Source organism: Natronococcus sp. A-GB1, from assembly GCF_029688845.1.
Lineage (GTDB): Archaea > Halobacteriota > Halobacteria > Halobacteriales > Natrialbaceae > Natronococcus.
Genome location: NZ_JARUKW010000007.1, coordinates 83,958 through 101,965 on the forward strand (window position 1 = coordinate 83,958; position 18,008 = coordinate 101,965).

Consider the following 18,008-nt stretch of genomic DNA (forward strand, 5'->3'; position numbering starts at 1 on the left):
CCGCGAGTGCGGGCCGGCGCGCTATCGCTGCAGCTCGAACGACACGTGAACGGTGGTTCGGTAGTGCTGTATCTCTCCGTCCTCGACGTCCGCCGTCTGTGAGTCGATTTCGACACCGCTGATGTTCTCAAGCGTCTCGTCCGCGTCGTCGAGTGCGTTCTGTGCGGCGTCCTCCCAGGACTCGCTCGAGTTGCCGACGAGTTTGATTATCTTGGCAGTTTCTGTCATGGTGCGTGGTAGCTGATACCACTACGAAAGATATAGCTGTGGGGTGCGGTCGCTTCGCCGAACCCCCTGCGACCCGGTTGTGTCGATTACCGCTCGACGAGGATCGGCCAGCGAACCCGACGAGGCGAACGGCACCCTGATTTCGAGGGGAGTCCGACGCCGCCCGAGATCACGACGACACAAGAGAGACCAAAATCACTACCACTATGGGCTATCAGCCGGGTTAGTGGTGTACGAATGAACATCTTCTCTACAAGTTCGTCGACACTCTACGTCGTTCGAAGCGAGGTCGATCCCGACTGCGAGTACCACTGTGACGCGCTCGCCGCGCAGTTTCCCGACGCCACCGAGATCGACTTCGTCACGGGCGAACGGCCTCCGCTCGAGGATGTCGACGGCGTCGTGCTGACGGGAAGTACCGCGGCCGTCTACGAGGCCGACCGTCGGCCGTGGATCGCCGACCAGGAGGCGCTGGTTCGCGAGCTCGTCGATAGAGAGATTCCGACGCTCGGGGTCTGTTTCGGCCACCAGGTAGCCAACGCGGCGCTCGGCGGGACCGTCGAGAACGTCGGCGCGACCGCGACGCTCGTCGAGACCGACCTCGCCGACGACCCACTGTTCGAGGGGGTCGGACCGGTGGTCCCCGCGGTCCACGGCGACGCGGTCACCGAGCCGGGCGAGGGGATGGAGGTGATCGCCGCGGCCGACCACGCCCCCGTGTTCGGCACGCGCCATCGGTCGGTTCCGCTGTGGACCGTCCAGTTCCACCCGGAGATCACCGCCGCCGTCCGCGACCGCCTCGTCGAGGACTTCGACTGGGAGTCGCGGCCGTTTTCGTTCGACGACGTCTCGGCCGACAGGGTCTGCGAGAACTTCCTGGCGCTGGTCGACGAGCGACGGGAGTGATCGGGAGGCTGCGGTCAGGAATCACGATTCAGCAGTGAGCCGACAGCGTCGGCCACGTCGTCCATGGCGGCGCCGGCGCGGTCGACCTCGTCGGTGAGACTCAGGTACCCGTGAGCGAGCGACGGGGAGTGACAGTGGCTTGTCTCGACCCCGGCGGCTCGCAATCGGTTGGCGTAGGCGACCCCTTCCGATCGGAGCACGTCGTGGCCGGCGGTCGCGACCACCGCGGGCGGACAGCCCGCGAGCGAGTCGGCTCGCAGCGGGGCCGCGAGCGAATCCTCGGCGTCGACCGGCTTCGCGAGGTACTGCTCCCAGAACCACGCCACGTCCGCACGGGAGAGCAATGGTGCGTCCGCGTGCTCGCGGTACGACGATCGCTCGAGGTCGCGATCGAGCATCGGGTAACAGAGCAACTGTGCGGCGAGGGACACGTTCCGCTTGCGAGCCCGGAGCGCGAGCGCGGCGGCGAGCCCGCCCCCGGCACTGGTTCCGGCGACACCCAAGCGGTCGGGATCGACGTTGATTCGGTCGGCCTCGTCCCGGGTCCACTCGAGTGCGGCCCAGGCGTCCTCGAGGGCGGCCGGAAACGGGTGTTCGGGCGCCAACCGGTAGTCGACCGAGACCACGACCGCGCCGATCCGCGCCGCGAACTCCCGACAGAGGTCGTCGGCCGAACCGAGCGTGCCGAGGACCCAGCCGCCGCCGTGACAGAAGACCAGCGCCGGGGGTGGATTCCGCTCGGTTTGTGGACCAGGACGGTAGATCCGTATCGGCACATCACCGTTGGGTCCCTCGAGGCGGCGGTCTCGAACCCGCTCGAGCCTCGGTCCGTCCCCTGCGGCGAAGACCTCGTCCTCGATGCGTCGCGCCTCGGAGACGGACAGTTCGTGCCACGCGGGAAGGTCCGCCATCCGGCCGCTTTGGAGGAGTTCCGCGAGCTGAGGGTCGAGTTCCGCAGTCGCCTCGTCGTCCATACGCCGACTGAGTCCCGGAGGATAGTAGCGGTACCGTCGAGCCGTCGGCTCGTGCGGTCACGACCGCGACTGCGGCGCGGTGCCGAAACCTTCCAGTGGACACTCCCCAACTGTCGGGCATGGACCCCGGCTTCGATCCGGATCGATCCGACGACGCAGCCGACCCCCGCGAACGGGACGCGAGCGACCCCCTGGCCGAGTTCCGGCAGCGGTTCGACGTCCCCGGCGAGCTCTATCTGGACGGGAACTCGCTGGGCCCGGTCTCGGACGCCGCCGAGCGATCGCTCGAGCGCGCCCTCGAGGAGTGGCGCGAGCTCGGTATCGAGGCGTGGACCGAAGCCGACCGACCCTGGTTCCGGTACGGCGAGTCCCTCGGCGACGAGCTCGCGGCGCTGGTCGGCGCCGACGGCGAGGAGGTCGTCGTCGCCAACTCGACGACGGTCAACATCCACACGCTCGTCGGCACCTTCCTAGACGCGCGGGACGACCGCCCGCCCGGAGTCCTGGTCAACGAGCTCGATTTCCCGACCGACCACTACGCGATCCGGTCCCAGCTGCGCCAGCGCGGGCACGATCCGGACGAGCACCTCCACGTCGTCGAGAGCCGGGACGGCCGAACGATCGCGGAGGACGACGTCGTCGCGGCCCTAGAGGACCGCGAGGTCGGCATCGCGTTCATGCCCTCGGTGCTCTACCGGAGCGGGCAGCTGCTCGATATCGAGCGCATCACCGAGGCGGCCCACGAACACGGCGCGCTCGCGGGCTTCGATCTCGCACACTCGGTCGGCGTCGTTCCCCACGAGCTCTCCGCACACGGCGCCGATTTCGCCGTCTGGTGTAGCTACAAGTACCTCAACGCCGGCCCGGGGGCGATCGCCGGGCTCTACGTCGACGAGCGCCACTTCGGCGAGACGCCGTCGCTCGCGGGCTGGTGGGGCCACGAGAAGGAGACGCAGTTCGAGCTCCGCGAGCGGTTTACGCCCGCGGAGTCCGCGGGTGCGTGGCAGATCGGGACGGTTCCGGTACTCGCCGCCGCGCCGCTTGCCGGCTCGCTCGAGATCGTCCGCGAGGCCGGCATCGATCGGATTCGGGAGAAGTCTCTCGCGCTGACGGCGACGCTCATCCGGCTCGTCGACGAGACGCTCGCCGAGTACGGCTGTACGGTCGGGACGCCGCGGGCGCCGGAGGATCGAGGCGGTCACGTGGCGATCGAACACCCCGAGGCCGAACGAGTTAGCGAGGCGTTGCGCGAGCGCGACGTCGTCGTCGACTTCCGCCCGCCGAACGTGATCCGTGTCTGTCCGGCGCCGCTGTACACCGGCTTCGTCGACGTCCACGAGTTCGTCGCCCAGCTCCGGGACGTCCTCGAGACGGGCACCTACGAGGACGTCGATCCCGCCGGGAGCGTGAGCTAGACGCCGACGACGTCCTCGTCGGTCGGCCCCTGACCGTCGAACTCCTCGACGAGCGCGTCGAGACGCTCGGGATCGTCCGCGGCGGTGAGCCGTCGGGTCGCGGTCTCGCAGTCGGCGTCGACGCCGAGGTCCGCACAGGCCAGGTCGGCCGTCGCCTCGGCCATTCGCCGGTAGGTCGTCAGCTTCCCACCGACGATCGTCGCGAGGTTGGCGACGTCCTCGTCGGCGTGGTCGAGCAGGTGAAAGCCCCGCGAGATCCCCCGTGCGTCGAGGGCCGCCTCCTCGGGCTCGTAGAGCGGACGGACGCCCCACCACGTCCGCAGGTGGGCGGCGTCGGCGACCGCGGGGAGCATCTTCGCACACTCCTCGACGGAGCGTTCGACCTCCCAGTCGGCGCGCTCGTACTCCTCGGGATCGTCGACGGGGACGCTGGTCGTGCCCAGAACGACCTCGTCGTCGTGGGGGACGATTATGTCGCCGTCGTCCGGATCCCGACAGCGGTTGAGAACCGGCTCGAGGCGGTCGTAGTCGACCGAGATCATCACGCCCCGCGTCGGGCGGAGGGCGACGGTCGCCCCGGCCAGCGCGGCGACGTCGCTGGCGTAGGGGCCGGCGGCGTTGACGACGTACGTCGGCTCGATCGTCTCGTCGACCTCGCCGCCGAGGTCGACCTCGGTAACGTGACCGTTCTCGCGGTGCATGTCAGTGACCGGCGCGTGGGTCAGAATCTCCGCACCGTGTTCGCGGGCGTCGGCCGCGTTCGCCGCGACCAGCCGCGAGGGGAGGACGACGCCGTCGGGGACGCGCATCGCCCGCTCGACGTCGTCGCTCAGGTCGGGAATCTCGTCGCGTGCGGTGTCGCCGTCGACGACCTCTGTCGGGATGCCGACCTCCTCGCAGGCCTCGCGTTTGGCCTCGAAGTAGGCGGGATCGTCCCCGGTCAGCTGGACGAAGAGGCCACCCGTCTCTCTGACGCAAGCGCCTGCGATCTCGGCGAGCGTGCGGCTCTCCTCCAGACAGGCCCGGGCTTCGGGGCCGTCGGCCTCGGCGTACCGGGCGCCGCTGTGGAGCAGGCCGTGAGAACGTCCCGAGGTACCCGCCGAGAGCCCGCCGCGCTCGGCGAGGGTGACGTCGACGTCCCGAAGCGCGAGGTCTCTGGCGATTCCGGTGCCGGTGGCGCCGCCGCCGACGACGAGGACGTCGGTTCGGTTGTTCATATTCCGTCCCAGGGACCGCGGAGGGACATGCCTTTCACCTCACGCAGTAGGGCTCGAGGACTCCCACGGGAGAGGGCCGTCGTACCCCGGCGGAACGTACGGACAGAGCGGATCGCTCTCGAGCGGGTTTCCGGTGTGGGCGTACGCCCGCGAGCGACTGCCGCCACAGACCGTTCGGTAGGGATAGGCGCCACACTTCCCCTCGAGTGCGTCACGATCGCGTAACTTGCGGAACAGGGGCGTCTCTCGGTGCAGTTCGTGGACTGGCCGCTCACAGACGGAGCCAACCGACTGTGGGAGAAAGCCAAAGGGGTAGACCTCGCCGGTGTGGCTGACGAAGGCGAAGCCGTTGCCCGCGATGACCCCGGTTCGTCCACCTTTGTCTTCGTCCCTGCGTCCATTCGCGTCCGACGCGCCGTCCGCGCCGCGCTGGGCGACCAAGCGGCGATAGTGGGACGCCTCGGTGGTCTTGAGTCCGCACGGCTCCTCGTCGTCGACGGCCGCGAGCCACCGCATCACGGCGTCGGCCTCGGCGGGATCGATCGGCTCGAGGAGCCGTCCCCGACCCACCGGGACCAGGAAGAACACGCTCCACATGACCGCCCCGATCTCGGTCAGCAGGGTTTGGATTGCGGGGAGCTCGCCGACGGTCTCCCGGCAGACGGTCGTATTGACCTGGACCGGGATGCCGACGTTTCGCGCGTCCTCGACGGCCCGAATCGTCTCCGCGAAACTGCCCGTCTCGCCGCGGAAGGCGTCGTGGCGCTCCGCGGAGGCACCGTCGAGGCTGACGGCGATTCGCTTGAGCCCCGCGTCGACGAGGGCCTCGACCCGGTCGGTCGACAGCGAACAAGTCCCGCTGGGGGTCATCGTCATTCGCAGTCCAAGGTCGTCGCCATAGGCCACCAGCTCCGCGATATCGTCCCGGACGAGCGGATCCCCGCCCGAGAGAACCACGAGCTGTCCCTCCCCGAACGCGGCCGCCTCCTCGAGCAGCCGTTTCCCCTCGGCGGTCGAGAGCTCGTCGGGGTGGCGGTCGGGCTGGGCGTCGGCCCGGCAGCGGTCACAGGAGAGGCCGCAGGCCTGGGTGACCTCCCAGATGAGCACGACCGGTCGCTCTGAGGTATCGACGTGGTACATCGGTTCGAAACTGGTCGCGGCGGGGACAAAACCGGACCTCGCGTTCTCGAGGCCCGGGAACGGGCGGAAGATGTTCGCCACAAGCGTCTTCGGGGAGGCGCCGACTCGATTCCCATATGGTCGAGAAAACGGTTTGCTCGAGGATCGACGGCGAGTTCTCGAGGTCGAGCCCCGCTGGGAGGTGTTTGTTCGAGACGAGGCATCCGATCCGCTGACTTACGCAGGGGCGTGGTCGCAGCTGACGGTGTGACGGCCCACGAGCACGCCTCGCGGCTGTTCGGTTGGCCCGGGTCACGGTTGCGCCGGAACTGACTTAGGGTAAACCGTATGAACGACGGCGCGACTCAGCAACAGAACATGAACGGATAGATCAGCGCTACCCGGTCGCCCGCCTCGAGTTCGGTCTCGAACCCCTCGAAATGCTCGTTGAACCGGCCGTTGATACAGACTCGAGCGTAGGGGCGGGTCTGGTCGCCCTCCGGGTTCTTCCGCCAGGTTCCCGGTAGCTCGTCGGGGACCGGCGCCCAGCCCCTGGCCGTCGCATCGGCCTCGGTCTCGGCGATGAGCAGCTCCTCGACGTCGTACTCCTCGAAGAAAGCCTCGAGGAACTCCCGCAGGGTCGTCCCCTCGAAGGTGAACTCGAGGTCGTGGTCGCCGACGGCGTCGCGGACGTGGCCCGTACACCGAACGTCGACGGTCGTCGTTTGCACCTGCTGGTCGACCGCAGCGGTCGTCTCTGTCGTCATACCTGAAAGGACGGGCCGATCGGCCAAACGGATACTGCCGAACATGTTCTCCGTCCCGAGATCGCATCGACCACATTCCCCCTCAGTACGGCGGTTTCTCGAATCGGTTACTGTTGGCTACTTTTGAAGAACGACGGAACTTCATGCAACATTTAGTAAGAAACAAACAGTATTTCAGCCTAGGCAAAGGAAGAAAAAGATTATGTATCGTTGATTGCTGCGTTTGAGTGCAGACGATGTCCCTCCAAACAGACCACCCACCGCGTCCCGCCGAGGACGGGCAAGACGCCGACGCGAAGCCAGTATCGCTCGACGACGACGACATTTTCCACATCCTTCAGACGAACCGTCGTCGAGATGCGATCCGGTACCTCCTCGAGCACGACGAACCGGTGAAGATGCGCGACGTCGCCGAGTACGTCGCCGCCATAGAAAACGACACGACCGTCGCCGAGCTGAACTCGACGGAGCGCCAGCGCGTCTACATCCCGCTGTACCAGTCTCACCTCCCGAAACTCGACTCGGAGGGGATCATCGAGTACAACAAGTCCCGCGGGATCGTGCGCCCGACCGAGACGCTCGAGCTGTTCCGTCCGTACCTCGAGTTGCCCGGCGCCGACGGCGAGGGCGACACCGACGCCGGCCAGCTCGAGCGCCGTGAGACCGTCCTCGCCGTAACGAGCGCGAGCCTGCTGCTCGCCTCGGCGATCGGCGTCTACGCCGCCGTCAACGCCGCCGCGACGAGTTTCGCGCTCGCGGCCGTCATCGGCGCGATCGCGATCCCCGGCCTGGCGGTCGGAACGATCGCCACCGCGGCGTTCGCACTGCTGGTCGGAACGAACTACAGGCCGTCGTTCGGCCCGTTCTCGGAGTAGGGACTCGAGAACGAAAGGGTGGTGTCTGTTACTCCGTTTCTGCTATTCGAGCCGTTCCCGTAACCGCGTCGACGTCGATCGCGACGGGTCCACGGTCGGTCTCGAGCGTGACGGTCCATGTTCCGCTGGTCCGATACGGCTGCTCCAGCAGCGAGAGCTCGGCGTACCCCTCGTCAGTCGCCTTCGTGCGGGCGATGCGCTCGGCCGCCTCGGGCGCTTCGATCTCGATCTCGTCGGTGAGTCGAACGCTGACGACCGGAACGTCCGACAGCCGGACGACCCGCTCGGCGACGCTCCCGACCAACACACGGTCGAGTCCCGTCCGGCCCTGCGTTCCCATAACGACCATATCGATCCCCGCCTCCTCGATGTAGTCGAGGATTTCCTCGTGGGGAACGCCGCTCTCGACCGCGGTCGTGACTGAGACCCCGTCGCGGACGGCTTCGGTCTCGACCCGTTCGACCGCTCGTCGTGCGCCCGCGGTTACGTCCGCCCGATCCTCGAGGGTGCCGAGCGGCCCCTCTGGAACGACCGACAGCGCGTGGACTGTCGCGTCAAAGCGGTCCGCGATCGTCAGCGCGTGCGTGATCGCTCGTCGGGTCCCGTCGCTCCCGTCCGTCGGCACGAGGACGTTCTGGTACATCGGGCCGAAGGTTAGCGTGGCGGGGATAAATAGCCCGGGCCGGCAGTCGGTGGTCTCGGTCCGCTCGTCGGCGCGAGTCGCCCGACGAGCCTCGCGGAGTACGACGATCCCCCCGAACCGGAGTCACCTCGAGGACTCTCGGATCGGTGCGATACGATATCACAGTTCTCGACATTCCTTTATTTTAGTACTGCGTATCTAATATGTCGCCTTTCCTGCGGGTGGGCGCAAGGTGCAAATGACGAACACAAGAGATGTACTCCTATTCGGACTGTTAGCTGTCGTGTGGGGATCTGGATTTACCGCGATCGAGATCGGACTGGACTCGTTGCCGCCGCTGCTGTTTGCGGCGTTTCGTTTCGATACCGCTGCGCTGGTTTTCTTCGCGCTTGTCGTCGCCAGCGGTGCCCGGTTACGCCCGGGGAGCCGCGACGACATCTGGCTGGTTCTGACGACCGGAGTTTTCCTGATCGGGGCCCACTTCGCCCTGCTGTTTCTCGGACAGCGCCACGTCTCGAGCAGCGTCGCGGCGATCGTGCTGAGCTTCGCGCCGATCGTCACCCCCGCAATCGCGCTCGCGGTCCTTCCGTTCCACCGGATTCGAGCGACGGACGTTCTCGGCTTGCTCGTCGGATTCGTCGGCGTCGCCGCCATCGCCGTCGCGGGTGGGTCCCTCGGCGGTCGATTCGCCGGCATCGCGCTCCTATTCGGCGCGGCCGTCACGTTCGCGTTCGGCTCCGTGCTCACCCAGCGGTTCTCCCGGACCCTCCCGCTGGTCTCGTTGCAGGCCTGGTCGATGCTCGTCGGCGCGGCGATCCTTCACGCCGGCAGCCTCGCCCACCCTTCGGAGACGCTCTCGGGAGTCGACTGGAGCGGCGGGGCGATCGTGGCGATCGCCTACCTCGGCGTCGTCTCCACTGTTGGCGGCTTCCTGCTGTACTTCGCGCTGCTCGAGCGCGTCGGGCCGACCAACGCGAGCCTCGTCAGCTACGCGATCCCGATCGTCGCGGCGGTGTTCGGCGCGGCGCTGCTGGGCGAACCGATCACGGTCGTGATGGTGCTCGGGTTTGCGCTCATCGCCGTCGGGTTCGCCCTCTGCCAGATCCGCCCCCTCTGGCGGCTCGTTCGCGGCATTCGGGGCTCGCGGCGCGTCCCCGTCGAAGGCGGAACGGTTCGGGTGCGCGGCAACGAGTACGTCCTCGAGGAGCCGACCCTCGAGCGCTCCCGTGTCAGCACGGGTCAGGGGTACGGTCCGTCCGAGGGCCGGAACGGAACCGCCCAACCGGTAGCTGACGACTGAGCTGCTCGTATCGAGAACGAACGCGAATCGTCCTGTCGCCTTCTCCGGGTCCGTCCGATCGCGGAGAGGTTCCGACGGATCGGACCTGACACTCGACTCCCCCATCGTCGAGGCGAGTTACGGTCACTCTGCCTCGAGATGACACACGTCCGCCGACGGATGCGAGGTCGTCGACCGACACCGCGCGAACCACGTCCTCGTCTCGTCGTACGCCAACAGGTCGGCGACAGCGGCGTAACAGTCGACCGCTCGATCGTCTTCGCGGTCGTCCGGCCGTTCACCGTCGTCGGCGTCCCTGGCCGACTCCGTCTCGAACACCCGGATCGACGCCGTCTCGAGGTCGTCGAATCGAACGTCGACGCGGTACCGTCCGGGCGCCGACGGCCAGCCACAGCCGACCTCCGTTCCAGGGATGATTCCCGCTTCGTCCTCGTAGGCCGCGACCGTCTCGGTCGTCGAGAAGACGCGCTCTTCGCCCCGGTAAACGTCGACGTGAGCGGTTCGCTCGCGCTGGGTCTGGTTCGTGAGGATGACTCGGCCGAGATGGACGTTCTCGCCCCGGTTACCGAGGGCGGCGACACAGACCGCGGCGCCACCGATCGACGCCGAACCGAGCGAAGTGAGGACGCCCCGTCGATGCATAGCTGACGAGTCTCCCATCGGAGTAAGTATCTTCGGGCCCACGATCACCGTCGTGTTCGTCGGCGGTCCGTGGCGACGATTGGACAGCCCCGGTCAGCCACGTTTCGCGGCTGTGTATTCGCTCGGCCTCGCTGCGCTCGAGAAGTGACGGTGCGTAACGGAACCGAACCCGGTTCGAGGCCGCTCGAGCGAGGCCCATTTTCGCCGCTCAGTGAGAAAGATGAGAGGACACGGAGCCGGCCACTGAGCTCGAACGGCAGGCACAGTCGCCGACTCGCCCTCGAGAAGGAACCCGACGGCGCTACTGGCTTTCGGCCCGATTCCCCTCGGTCGGCCCGCCCCCGACGGGCGAGAGCGTCGAGACGCGAGCGTTCTCCTTGATCTCGAGCCCGCCGTCGGGAACCGAGAGCGGGAGCAGCGGGAGGTGAGAGCTGACCTGGACGGTCGGGTGAGCCCCCCCGCGAGCCAGCAACTCGTTGTTCGGCTGGAGGAGCAGCGGCTCCTCGAGATCGGTGAGGAACTCGTTGTGCTGGAGGACGTACCGGCCGCCCTCGAGGGACCACCAGCCGTACTCGTCGTCGGGGTCGCGCCGGCTGGTTTCGACCGGCTCGAGGTCGGCGTCGGCCAGTTCGTCGCCGCCGAAATCGAGGCTTCCGGGGGCGGCGACCTCGTAGATCGCGCTCACCGTCAGGTCGATCCCGCGGTCGTGGACCTGCACCGGTTCGTACACGAGGTTGTCGACGGCGTCGGCGAGCGGGTGGTCGTCGCTCATATCGGTCGAACCGACGGTCTCGAGCGGCAAAAAATGTGCTGCCCGCGAAGAGCGAAACGGTATCGTACCGTCGGGAGGAACGGCGACGCATGGACGTCAATCGGCAACGACTCCGCAGGGACATCGAGGAGAACGCCGCGTTCGGGGCGACCGACGCCGAGACGGGACGAGGACGGACCGTCCTCGCGGGGACGGAACCCAACCGAGAGGCGCGGGATCGGTTCCTCGATCGCTGTGCGGACGTGGGTCTCGAGGTCTCGGTCGACGCCGTCGGCAACGTCGCCGCGACCTGGTTCCCCGAGGACGCCGATCCCGAGGCTGCCCCGGTCGCAACGGGCAGCCACCTCGACTCGGTCCCCGAAGGCGGGATCTTCGACGGACCGCTTGGCGTCTACGGCGCGCTCGAGGCCGTCCGGACGCTACAGGAGACCGATCTCGAGCACAGCCTCGAGCGCCCGATTACGGTCGTTTCGTTCACCGAGGAGGAGGGAACCCGCTTCGGCGGAGGAATGTTCGGCTCGTCGGTCGCCACGGGTCGCCGGAGCGTTGAGGACGCCCTCGCCGCAACCGACGAGGAGGGGATCACCGTCGAGGACGCCCTCGAGTCGATCGGCTACCGCGGCGAGGGGGTCCTCGATGCGAGCGCGTGGGACGCCTTCCTCGAGCTCCACGTCGAGCAGGATACGCGCCTCGAGGAGCGCGACGTTCCGGTCGGGATCGTAACGACGATCACCGGGATCGCCCACGCGACCGCCGAGTTCGTCGGCGAGGCGAACCACGCCGGAGCGACGGGGATGGACGAGCGGACAGACGCCCTCGCGGCGGCCAGCGAGTTCGTGCTGAACGTCGAGTCGGCGGGCCGCGAGCACGCCGCGGCCGGCGAGGGGACAGCCGTCGCGACCGTCGGCAAGAGCCAAGTTCGGCCGAACGCGACGAACGTCGTCCCCGGGACGGTCGAGCTCGGCGTCGACGTACGGGACGTCGAGTACGACACGATGGAGTCGATCATCGAGACCGCGACGACGACCCTCGAGCGACTCGAGGCCGAACGTGGTGTCGAGACGAGTTTCGAACGCGAGATCGGCGTCGAGCCGGCGCCGATGGATCAGCGGTGTCGGGACGCCCTCGAGCGGGCCGGCGCCGAGTCAGGGATCGAAACCGTCGAGCTGCACTCGGGGGCAGCCCACGACGCGATGCGGGTCTCGCGGGTGACTGACGCGGGGATGTTGTTTGCCCCCTCCGAGGACGGGCTCTCGCACACGCCCCTCGAGTGGACCGATTGGGAGGATTGTGCGACAGCGACGCAGGTACTCGCGGGAGCGCTCGCGGAACTCGCGGGCGCCGACGAGAGCTAACCGGTTCCCCGAACGCTTTGGTAGACCCTCCCGCAAGGGGAGGTATGACCGACGTTCTCAGCGAGGAGATGGCAAGGTTCGTTCGCGCGGTCGGACCCGAGCCCGGCGAGACCCTGCGCGAGATGGACGAGTACGCCGAGTCGGCCGGCTTCCCCCACGTCGGACCCGAGGTGGGCGGCTTCCTGCGGTTTCTCGCCCGCGTCGTCGGCGCCGAGCGGATCTTCGAGTTCGGCTCGGGCTACGGCTACTCGGCGTACTGGTTCGCGGACGCGCTTCCGGAGACGGGCGAGATCGTCCTCACCGAGGTCGACGAGGACGAACTCGAGCTGGCACGCGAGTACATGGCCGCGGGCGGCTACGACGGGGTAGCCCGGTACGAACTCGGCGACGCCCTCGAGACGATCGAGGGATACGCGGGGCCGTTCGACGTCGCGTTGATCGACCATCAGAAACACCGCTATGTCGACGCCTTCGAGGCCGTCCGTCCGAAGATCCCCGTCGGCGGCGTCGTCGTCGCGGACAATGCGATCACCGCAGGGCCGATCGAGTTCGAGACGCTACTCGAGGTCGTCGAAGCGAACGACGAGCGCGGGGAGTGGACGATTCCCGACTCGGCCAACGAACACACCCGCGGCATCGCGGCCTACCTCGAGCGCGTAACCGGCGACTCGAGCTTCGAGACCGTCGTCCTCCCGCTCGGCGAGGGGATCGCCATCAGCTACCGGGTAGAGTAGTCAGAGGCCTCGCCCTCGAGCGCCTGCTCGTCGGCGACGTCGGCGCCCGAACTCGCGTACTCCCGGAAACCGAGGAAGACCGTCGTCGAGCAGGGCAACAGCAGCGAGGCCCAGGTCAGCGCCGACAGCGAGTGGACGCCCGCCGTCGTCGACCCGGGTGCGGCTCCCGCGATCGTCTCGAGACCGACGAGGTGCAGTCCCGCGACGCCGAGGAAGGCGATCCAGAGCCCGAGCGAGAGTCGGGCCAGCGTCGGGCGCGAGACCCGGTTGGCGTACAGCGCCGCGCAGTAGACGCCGCCGACCGCCAGCGCGGTCGCACCCGCGGTCATCGCGGGACCCACGCCCGCGGCGGTCGCCGCGCCGGCACCGGCGAAGAGGGCGAACGAGACGGCGAGCAAGCGCCGATCGGACCGAGGAACTGTCGGAAGCACGTCGAACACCGTTTCCTGGGAGCAACACTCGACCGTACAAATACCTGTTGGCTGCCTCCGAGCAGCGTGGATTCGTCCTGCAGCGACCGAAATACGGTGAACGCGAGGGTCGAGCGTCATGCCACTCGACGTCGGCTTCGAATCGCCGCACGGTACGACCGCGACAGACCGGGAACGGATCGTTCTCACCTGCAGATTTTATACTATCCAACTATCCGAATATCTGTGTCCATTATATTCAAATAACTCGGGACAATAGAAGGATAGCGGATCGATAACCCCGAATTATGTGCGATACAAAATTCTTAATCCGATCGAGGCTCGACGTTCGAGTATGAAACGTACCCGTATTACCTCGGACGACCAGTACGGTGTCGACTACTACCTTCCAGGGACACCCACGGCGTTCGAAACTCCGGCCAACCTGGTTGAAGCCCTCAATCGGCTGTTCCGTCCGCGTGGACGGATCGGAGCGGAACGAGAGCGCGAGCGGACGAACCGCTAACTCTGGCAGTCCCCGACCCGCTGCGTCGCGGCTCGAACGACGTTTTCGGCGAGTGCCGCGAGGGTTAACGGACCGACGCCGCCGGGAACGGGCGTGATCGCGCTCGCTCTTTCTGCCGCGCTCTCGAACGCCACGTCGCCGACGACCCCGTCGTCTCCATCCGGTTTTCGATTCGTGCTGACGTCGACGACGACGGCACCACTCGAGAGCATCGAACCGTCGACCACTCCCGGAGTCCCGGCTGCGGTGACGACGACGCCGGCTCGGCGCGTGTGCGCGGCGATGTCGCTCGTCCGCGAGTGACAGACCGTGACGGTCGCGTTGCCCCACGAACGCTTCTGCAGCAGCCGGTTCGCCAGCGGCTTGCCGATCACGTCGGACCGGCCGATGATGACGACGTCGGCTCCCGAGACCGGGACGTCGTACGCCGAGAGCAGCCGACACACCGCGGCCGTCGTCGCCGGAACGAATCGCGGCTCGCCGGCGACAAGTCGCCCCACGTTCTCGAAGTGAAGGCAGTCGACATCCTTCGTCGGCTCGAGTCGCTGCCTGACCGCCGCCAGCGAGACGCGGTCCGGGAGGGGGACCTGGACGAAGACGGCGTCGATCGCCGAAATCCCGCCCAGTCGCTCGAGTTCTCGGTACAGCCGCTCGGTAGGGGCGTCGGGCTCGAGCCGAACGTCGCGGGTGGCGATTCCGACGTCGGCGCAGGTCTCGTGTTTTAGCTCCACGAATCGCTCGTCGGCCGGCTCGTCGCTCATCAGGACCGTCGCAAGCGTCGGCGTCGTCCCCCTCTCCCGGAGCGTGGTGACCCGGTCGGCGACGCGCTCGCGAATTGGCGCCGCGACCGGCTCACCGCGAAGCAGTTCGGGTGACACACTCGTGGTTCGTCGACCGACGCCTTGTAGCGTTCGCCGCCCTCGAGCCGACGGGTCCGAAACGGGAACGGTTGGAAAGCATTTGGTCCTCCCGTTCGAGTATCCGACTATGGCATACGAGTACACGGGTGATGCCGCCGCGCGTCTCCTCGAGACGTACGACACCGACGCCGCCACGGGACCGGAGTCGACGGCACCGTTCCCGCAGGACCGCAGGCGGCCGGAGCTGAACCTGCTCAGGCGGCTCCTGTTTCCCGGCTGCTGGAACGCCGACGGGTTACTCGAGGACGAGTCGGCGGTTCGGAACACGCTCACGGAGCTGGGATTACACTACGAGTCGGGGATCCGAGCCTACTCCGGGTCGGATCCGGCCGGGACGACGACCGACGTGCTCGATCGGCTCCCGGAGCTTCGCCGAACCCTCGAAAAAGACGTCGAGGCCGCCTACAAGGGCGATCCGGCCGCGCGGTCGGTCGTCGAGATCGTTCGCTCCTACCCCGGGTTGCAGGCGATCATGGTCCAGCGGGTCGCCCACTGCCTCTATGAGGCCGGCGTCCCCGAGTACGCGAGGGAGCTCACGGAGTACGCCAAGACGGTGACGGGGATCGACATCCATCCGGGGGCACGGATCGGCGACCACTTCTTCATCGACCACGGCACGGGCGTCGTCATCGGCGAGACGGCGACGATCGGCGACTGGGTCCGGCTCTACCAGGACGTCACCCTGGGGGCGCTTCACTTCGAGGAGGAAGAGGACGACGAGAAGGCCCTCAAGAAGGGGTACAAGCGCCACCCCGACATCGGCGACAACGTCGTGATCGGGGCCGGAACGAAGGTGCTGGGCGCGATCACCGTCGGCGATCACGTCAGTATCGGCGCAAACTCCTGGGTGACCGAGGACATCCCGGATCACACCAGCGTGTTCGTCTCCGAACACCCCGAACAGGAGCGAAAACGAAACGGGTAGTCAGCGGTGCTTCTCGAGCGTCTCGGCCCGCCAGGACTCGAGATCGGGCACCTGGTTGAACGCGTAGATGTGAACGCCCCGAACGTTGTATCGGGGATCGGTCGCGTACGGCGCGAGCCCCTCGAGCAACGTGTCGGGAGAGTAGGTTCCCCTGGAGCCGACGAGCTGGCGAACGAAGCCGATGATCCCGCTGGTCTTCTTGAGAAAGCGGACGGAGTCGCCGACGCCGACCTTCTTCGAGATCCCGAGCAGCCGCTGGTACTTCATCACGCCCGGGATACCGATTTCAACGGGGAGCTCGACGCCGCGGGCGCGGATCTCTTCGATCCACTCGATGATCGCGTCGGGATCGTAACACAGCTGGGTGACGACGTAGGTGGCGTAGGGCTCCTTCTCGGCCATCGACTCGGCCAGCGTCTCGTCGTCGAGGAAGGCATGGCCCTCCGGATACCCCGTGATCCCGACCTCCGCGAACGAGTAGGGTAGCTCCTCGAGGGCGACCAGCAGCTCCAGTGCGGACTCGAAATCGCCGGCCGGCTCCTCGCGGTCCCCGCCCGGGACGAAGATATCCGTCACGCCGGCCTCGGTGAGCCGCCGGGCGATCTCCTCGAGGTGGTCCCGGTCCTCGACGTAGCGGGCCGCGACGTGAGGGACGATCTCGTAGCCGCGCTCGCTGGCCCGCTCGCTCCACTCGATCGTCGCCTCGAGACCCAGGGTCGGGGAAGTGGTGATAGCGATCTCCGAGCCCTCGGGAAGGTGGCCGAGCTGTTCGTCGATGCTCTCGAACGGCATCAGCTCGAAGCGAGGCTCCTCGAGGAGCTCGACCATCCCCTCGGCGGTCGGAATGGACTGGATCTCTCCGGACACTATTCGGAGGCCTCCTCGCGAGCGCTCAGTTTCGCCTGTTCGCGCGCACTCGGGTTGACCGAGGGCTTGAACGGCACCTCGGATACCTTGGCGTACACCGGCTCGCCGGGCTCTTCGGCGTACTCGTCGGGGAGATGAACCTGGAACTCCGTCTCGATGTCGCCGTCGTACACCTCCCTGACGTCGCCGTCGAGCTTCTCGGCGGGGACGAACCCGAGCGCGAGGTTCGTCTCGAGTTCGGGGTTGTACCACGGCGAGGTAACGTAGCCACACTCATCGCCCGTCTCAGGATCGGAGATGAGCCAGAAGTCGGGTGCGTAGTCCCGGATCGGCTCGCCGGCCAGCTTCAGCCCGACCATCTTGTGGACGAACGGGTACTCGCCGTCCTCGATCAGTTCCTGCTGGCGCTCGAGTTCCTCCTTGCCGACGTAGTCGGCGTCCTTGTCGTCGGGGACCTGGTAGGCGAGGTTGACCTGGAACGGCGACGTCTCGTGGTCCATGTCCTGGCCCCACGAGAGGATGCCGGCGGCGATACGTCGGTGGTGTGCTGGGGCGACCTGCATCCCGCCGTGGTCGACGACGGCCTCGTAGACGGGATCCCAGACGGCCTCGGCGTGTTTCGTCGCGTCGCGGACGTAGATCTCGAACCCCTTCTCGCCGGAGAAGCCGGTCTGGCTCACCAGCACCGAGACGTCGTTGATTTCGGCCTCCATCAGCCCGTAGTAGGGAATCTCCTTGACCTCCTCGCCGACGACATCGACCATCACGTCGACCGACTTCGGTCCCTGGACCTGCATCGGCGCGACGTCGATCTCGTCGATCTCGACGTCGAAGTTCTTCCCGACGTTGACCCCCTGGAGCCACTGCATCAGCGTCGAATCCGAGAGCGAGAACCAGAACTCGTCCTCGGCCGGGCGCAACAGGACGGGATCGTTCAGGATGCCGCCGTCCTCGTTACAGAGGATGACGTACTTCCCGTGCATCGGCTCGATCTCGGTCGCGTCCCGCGTGATGACGTAGTTTGTGAGCGCCTCCGCATCGGGTCCCTTGACACGAATCTGGCGTTCGACCGCGACGTCCCAGAGGGTTACGTGGTTGACGAGCGCGTCGTACTCTTCCATCATCCCTCCTTCTTCGGGTTTCAGCATCCCGCGCGGGTGGTAGATCCGGTTGTAGACCGTTGCTCGCCAGGCGCCGTTCTCGACGAAGGACTTGTGGAAGAACGGCGACTTCCGGACGCGCGTCGAGACGAGCATCTCGATCCCCGGGTCGCCGGACTGGCGGAGGTTCCGGGGGAGGGTTCGATCGGACTGGTCGACTGTCGGGTAGTTCGGGTGGTTCTCGGTCCGTCCTGCTTCCTTGTCAGACATTACCATGTACGTGTCTTCGGGAGCACATAAATGTAGGAGTTGA

General features: G+C 67.1%; 20 protein-coding genes. 8 read left to right on the forward strand and 12 right to left on the reverse strand.

Translation table 11 applies throughout. The annotated features are described in order from the left end of the window. Positions 1-21: 21 nt before the first annotated feature. Entirely contained in the window at positions 22-228 is a 207-nt protein-coding gene (locus QA600_RS09810; RefSeq protein ID WP_278291759.1) for a dodecin family protein, read from the reverse strand. A 237-nt stretch (positions 229-465) separates the two neighbouring features. Between QA600_RS09810 and QA600_RS09815 the strand changes: the two genes are divergently transcribed. Further along, a complete protein-coding gene (locus QA600_RS09815; protein ID WP_278291760.1) occupies positions 466-1,134 on the forward strand; it encodes a type 1 glutamine amidotransferase in 669 nt (222 codons plus the stop codon). Positions 1,135-1,148: 14 nt separating this feature from the next. Here QA600_RS09815 and QA600_RS09820 read toward each other — a convergent pair whose 3' ends face one another. Next, entirely contained in the window at positions 1,149-2,108 is a 960-nt protein-coding gene (locus QA600_RS09820; protein WP_278291761.1) for an alpha/beta hydrolase, read from the reverse strand. Positions 2,109-2,227: 119 nt separating this feature from the next. On the opposite strand from QA600_RS09820, the gene kynU reads away from it, so the two are divergent. Next, on the forward strand, positions 2,228-3,523 hold the full coding sequence (gene kynU / locus QA600_RS09825) for a kynureninase (RefSeq protein ID WP_345782018.1): 1,296 nt from the start codon (positions 2,228-2,230) through the stop codon (positions 3,521-3,523). Here kynU and QA600_RS09830 read toward each other — a convergent pair. The 3 genes from QA600_RS09830 to QA600_RS09840 form a co-directional block, all read right to left on the reverse strand. Then, a complete protein-coding gene (locus QA600_RS09830; RefSeq protein ID WP_278291763.1) occupies positions 3,520-4,740 on the reverse strand; it encodes an FAD-dependent oxidoreductase in 1,221 nt (406 codons plus the stop codon). The genes kynU and QA600_RS09830 overlap by 4 nt on opposite strands. A gap of 39 nt (positions 4,741-4,779) precedes the next feature. Continuing rightward, positions 4,780-5,880, reverse strand: a complete 1,101-nt coding sequence (locus QA600_RS09835; protein ID WP_278291764.1) for a TIGR04053 family radical SAM/SPASM domain-containing protein — start codon at positions 5,878-5,880, stop codon at positions 4,780-4,782. A gap of 344 nt (positions 5,881-6,224) precedes the next feature. Beyond that, positions 6,225-6,626, reverse strand: a complete 402-nt coding sequence (locus QA600_RS09840) for a MoaD/ThiS family protein (RefSeq protein WP_005555739.1) — start codon at positions 6,624-6,626, stop codon at positions 6,225-6,227. Positions 6,627-6,862: 236 nt separating this feature from the next. Here QA600_RS09840 and QA600_RS09845 point away from each other — a divergent pair, with 236 nt between their 5' ends. Further along, positions 6,863-7,501, forward strand: coding sequence for a hypothetical protein (locus QA600_RS09845; RefSeq protein ID WP_278291765.1), 639 nt, complete (start codon positions 6,863-6,865; stop codon positions 7,499-7,501). Between the two features lie 28 nt (positions 7,502-7,529). Here the strand turns inward: QA600_RS09845 and QA600_RS09850 are convergent, their stop codons facing one another. Further along, positions 7,530-8,144 (reverse strand): universal stress protein, encoded by a 615-nt coding sequence (locus QA600_RS09850; RefSeq protein ID WP_005555743.1) that lies wholly within the window; start codon positions 8,142-8,144, stop codon positions 7,530-7,532. Between the two features lie 238 nt (positions 8,145-8,382). Between QA600_RS09850 and QA600_RS09855 the strand changes: the two genes are divergently transcribed. Further along, positions 8,383-9,444, forward strand: a complete 1,062-nt coding sequence (locus QA600_RS09855; RefSeq protein WP_278291766.1) for a DMT family transporter — start codon at positions 8,383-8,385, stop codon at positions 9,442-9,444. Positions 9,445-9,567: 123 nt separating this feature from the next. Here the strand turns inward: QA600_RS09855 and QA600_RS09860 are convergent, their stop codons facing one another. Both QA600_RS09860 and QA600_RS09865 read right to left on the reverse strand, forming a co-directional pair. Beyond that, on the reverse strand, positions 9,568-10,086 hold the full coding sequence (locus QA600_RS09860) for a hypothetical protein (RefSeq protein ID WP_278291767.1): 519 nt from the start codon (positions 10,084-10,086) through the stop codon (positions 9,568-9,570). A 301-nt stretch (positions 10,087-10,387) separates the two neighbouring features. Further along, positions 10,388-10,858: a dCTP deaminase gene (locus QA600_RS09865; RefSeq protein ID WP_278291768.1), complete on the reverse strand. Its 471-nt coding sequence runs from the start codon at positions 10,856-10,858 to the stop codon at positions 10,388-10,390. Between the two features lie 89 nt (positions 10,859-10,947). Here QA600_RS09865 and QA600_RS09870 point away from each other — a divergent pair, with 89 nt between their 5' ends. Both QA600_RS09870 and QA600_RS09875 read left to right on the forward strand, forming a co-directional pair. Beyond that, entirely contained in the window at positions 10,948-12,213 is a 1,266-nt protein-coding gene (locus QA600_RS09870) for a Zn-dependent hydrolase (RefSeq protein WP_278291769.1), read from the forward strand. Positions 12,214-12,257: 44 nt separating this feature from the next. Next, the gene (locus QA600_RS09875; RefSeq protein ID WP_278291770.1) at positions 12,258-12,947 is read left to right on the forward strand and encodes an O-methyltransferase; all 690 of its coding nucleotides are present in this window, start codon (positions 12,258-12,260) and stop codon (positions 12,945-12,947) included. Here the strand turns inward: QA600_RS09875 and QA600_RS09880 are convergent. Continuing rightward, positions 12,932-13,387 (reverse strand): hypothetical protein, encoded by a 456-nt coding sequence (locus QA600_RS09880; RefSeq protein ID WP_278291771.1) that lies wholly within the window; start codon positions 13,385-13,387, stop codon positions 12,932-12,934. The genes QA600_RS09875 and QA600_RS09880 overlap by 16 nt on opposite strands. 325 nt (positions 13,388-13,712) lie before the next feature. Between QA600_RS09880 and QA600_RS09885 the strand changes: the two genes are divergently transcribed. Beyond that, on the forward strand, positions 13,713-13,883 hold the full coding sequence (locus QA600_RS09885; RefSeq protein WP_278291772.1) for a hypothetical protein: 171 nt from the start codon (positions 13,713-13,715) through the stop codon (positions 13,881-13,883). Here the strand turns inward: QA600_RS09885 and QA600_RS09890 are convergent. Further along, on the reverse strand, positions 13,880-14,761 hold the full coding sequence (locus QA600_RS09890; protein WP_278291773.1) for a tetrahydrofolate dehydrogenase/cyclohydrolase catalytic domain-containing protein: 882 nt from the start codon (positions 14,759-14,761) through the stop codon (positions 13,880-13,882). The two genes, QA600_RS09885 and QA600_RS09890, sit on opposite strands and share 4 nt — an antisense overlap. Positions 14,762-14,870: 109 nt before the next feature. On the opposite strand from QA600_RS09890, the gene epsC reads away from it, so the two are divergent. Next, positions 14,871-15,728: a serine O-acetyltransferase EpsC gene (epsC, locus tag QA600_RS09895; protein WP_278291774.1), complete on the forward strand. Its 858-nt coding sequence runs from the start codon at positions 14,871-14,873 to the stop codon at positions 15,726-15,728. Here epsC and QA600_RS09900 read toward each other — a convergent pair whose 3' ends face one another. Together QA600_RS09900 and QA600_RS09905 are read right to left on the reverse strand one after the other, a co-directional pair. Continuing rightward, on the reverse strand, positions 15,729-16,595 hold the full coding sequence (locus tag QA600_RS09900) for a methylenetetrahydrofolate reductase (protein ID WP_278291775.1): 867 nt from the start codon (positions 16,593-16,595) through the stop codon (positions 15,729-15,731). Next, entirely contained in the window at positions 16,595-17,965 is a 1,371-nt protein-coding gene (locus QA600_RS09905) for an aminomethyl transferase family protein (RefSeq protein ID WP_278291776.1), read from the reverse strand. Before QA600_RS09905 ends, QA600_RS09900 begins: the two co-directional genes overlap by 1 nt. Positions 17,966-18,008: the final 43 nt, after the last annotated feature.

What these genes read in the sequence shown, in the direction of transcription:
- QA600_RS09810 (WP_278291759.1), bottom strand. Translation starts at nt 228, where the DNA reads ATGACAGAAACTGCCAAGATAATCAAACTCGTCGGCAACTCGAGCGAG.
- QA600_RS09815 (WP_278291760.1), top strand. Translation starts at nt 466, where the DNA reads ATGAACATCTTCTCTACAAGTTCGTCGACACTCTACGTCGTTCGAAGC.
- QA600_RS09820 (WP_278291761.1), bottom strand. Translation starts at nt 2,108, where the DNA reads ATGGACGACGAGGCGACTGCGGAACTCGACCCTCAGCTCGCGGAACTC.
- kynU (WP_345782018.1), top strand. Translation starts at nt 2,228, where the DNA reads ATGGACCCCGGCTTCGATCCGGATCGATCCGACGACGCAGCCGACCCC.
- QA600_RS09830 (WP_278291763.1), bottom strand. Translation starts at nt 4,740, where the DNA reads ATGAACAACCGAACCGACGTCCTCGTCGTCGGCGGCGGCGCCACCGGC.
- QA600_RS09835 (WP_278291764.1), bottom strand. Translation starts at nt 5,880, where the DNA reads ATGTACCACGTCGATACCTCAGAGCGACCGGTCGTGCTCATCTGGGAG.
- QA600_RS09840 (WP_005555739.1), bottom strand. Translation starts at nt 6,626, where the DNA reads ATGACGACAGAGACGACCGCTGCGGTCGACCAGCAGGTGCAAACGACG.
- QA600_RS09845 (WP_278291765.1), top strand. Translation starts at nt 6,863, where the DNA reads ATGTCCCTCCAAACAGACCACCCACCGCGTCCCGCCGAGGACGGGCAA.
- QA600_RS09850 (WP_005555743.1), bottom strand. Translation starts at nt 8,144, where the DNA reads ATGTACCAGAACGTCCTCGTGCCGACGGACGGGAGCGACGGGACCCGA.
- QA600_RS09855 (WP_278291766.1), top strand. Translation starts at nt 8,383, where the DNA reads ATGACGAACACAAGAGATGTACTCCTATTCGGACTGTTAGCTGTCGTG.
- QA600_RS09860 (WP_278291767.1), bottom strand. Translation starts at nt 10,086, where the DNA reads ATGCATCGACGGGGCGTCCTCACTTCGCTCGGTTCGGCGTCGATCGGT.
- QA600_RS09865 (WP_278291768.1), bottom strand. Translation starts at nt 10,858, where the DNA reads ATGAGCGACGACCACCCGCTCGCCGACGCCGTCGACAACCTCGTGTAC.
- QA600_RS09870 (WP_278291769.1), top strand. Translation starts at nt 10,948, where the DNA reads ATGGACGTCAATCGGCAACGACTCCGCAGGGACATCGAGGAGAACGCC.
- QA600_RS09875 (WP_278291770.1), top strand. Translation starts at nt 12,258, where the DNA reads ATGACCGACGTTCTCAGCGAGGAGATGGCAAGGTTCGTTCGCGCGGTC.
- QA600_RS09885 (WP_278291772.1), top strand. Translation starts at nt 13,713, where the DNA reads ATGAAACGTACCCGTATTACCTCGGACGACCAGTACGGTGTCGACTAC.
- epsC (WP_278291774.1), top strand. Translation starts at nt 14,871, where the DNA reads ATGGCATACGAGTACACGGGTGATGCCGCCGCGCGTCTCCTCGAGACG.
- QA600_RS09905 (WP_278291776.1), bottom strand. Translation starts at nt 17,965, where the DNA reads ATGTCTGACAAGGAAGCAGGACGGACCGAGAACCACCCGAACTACCCG.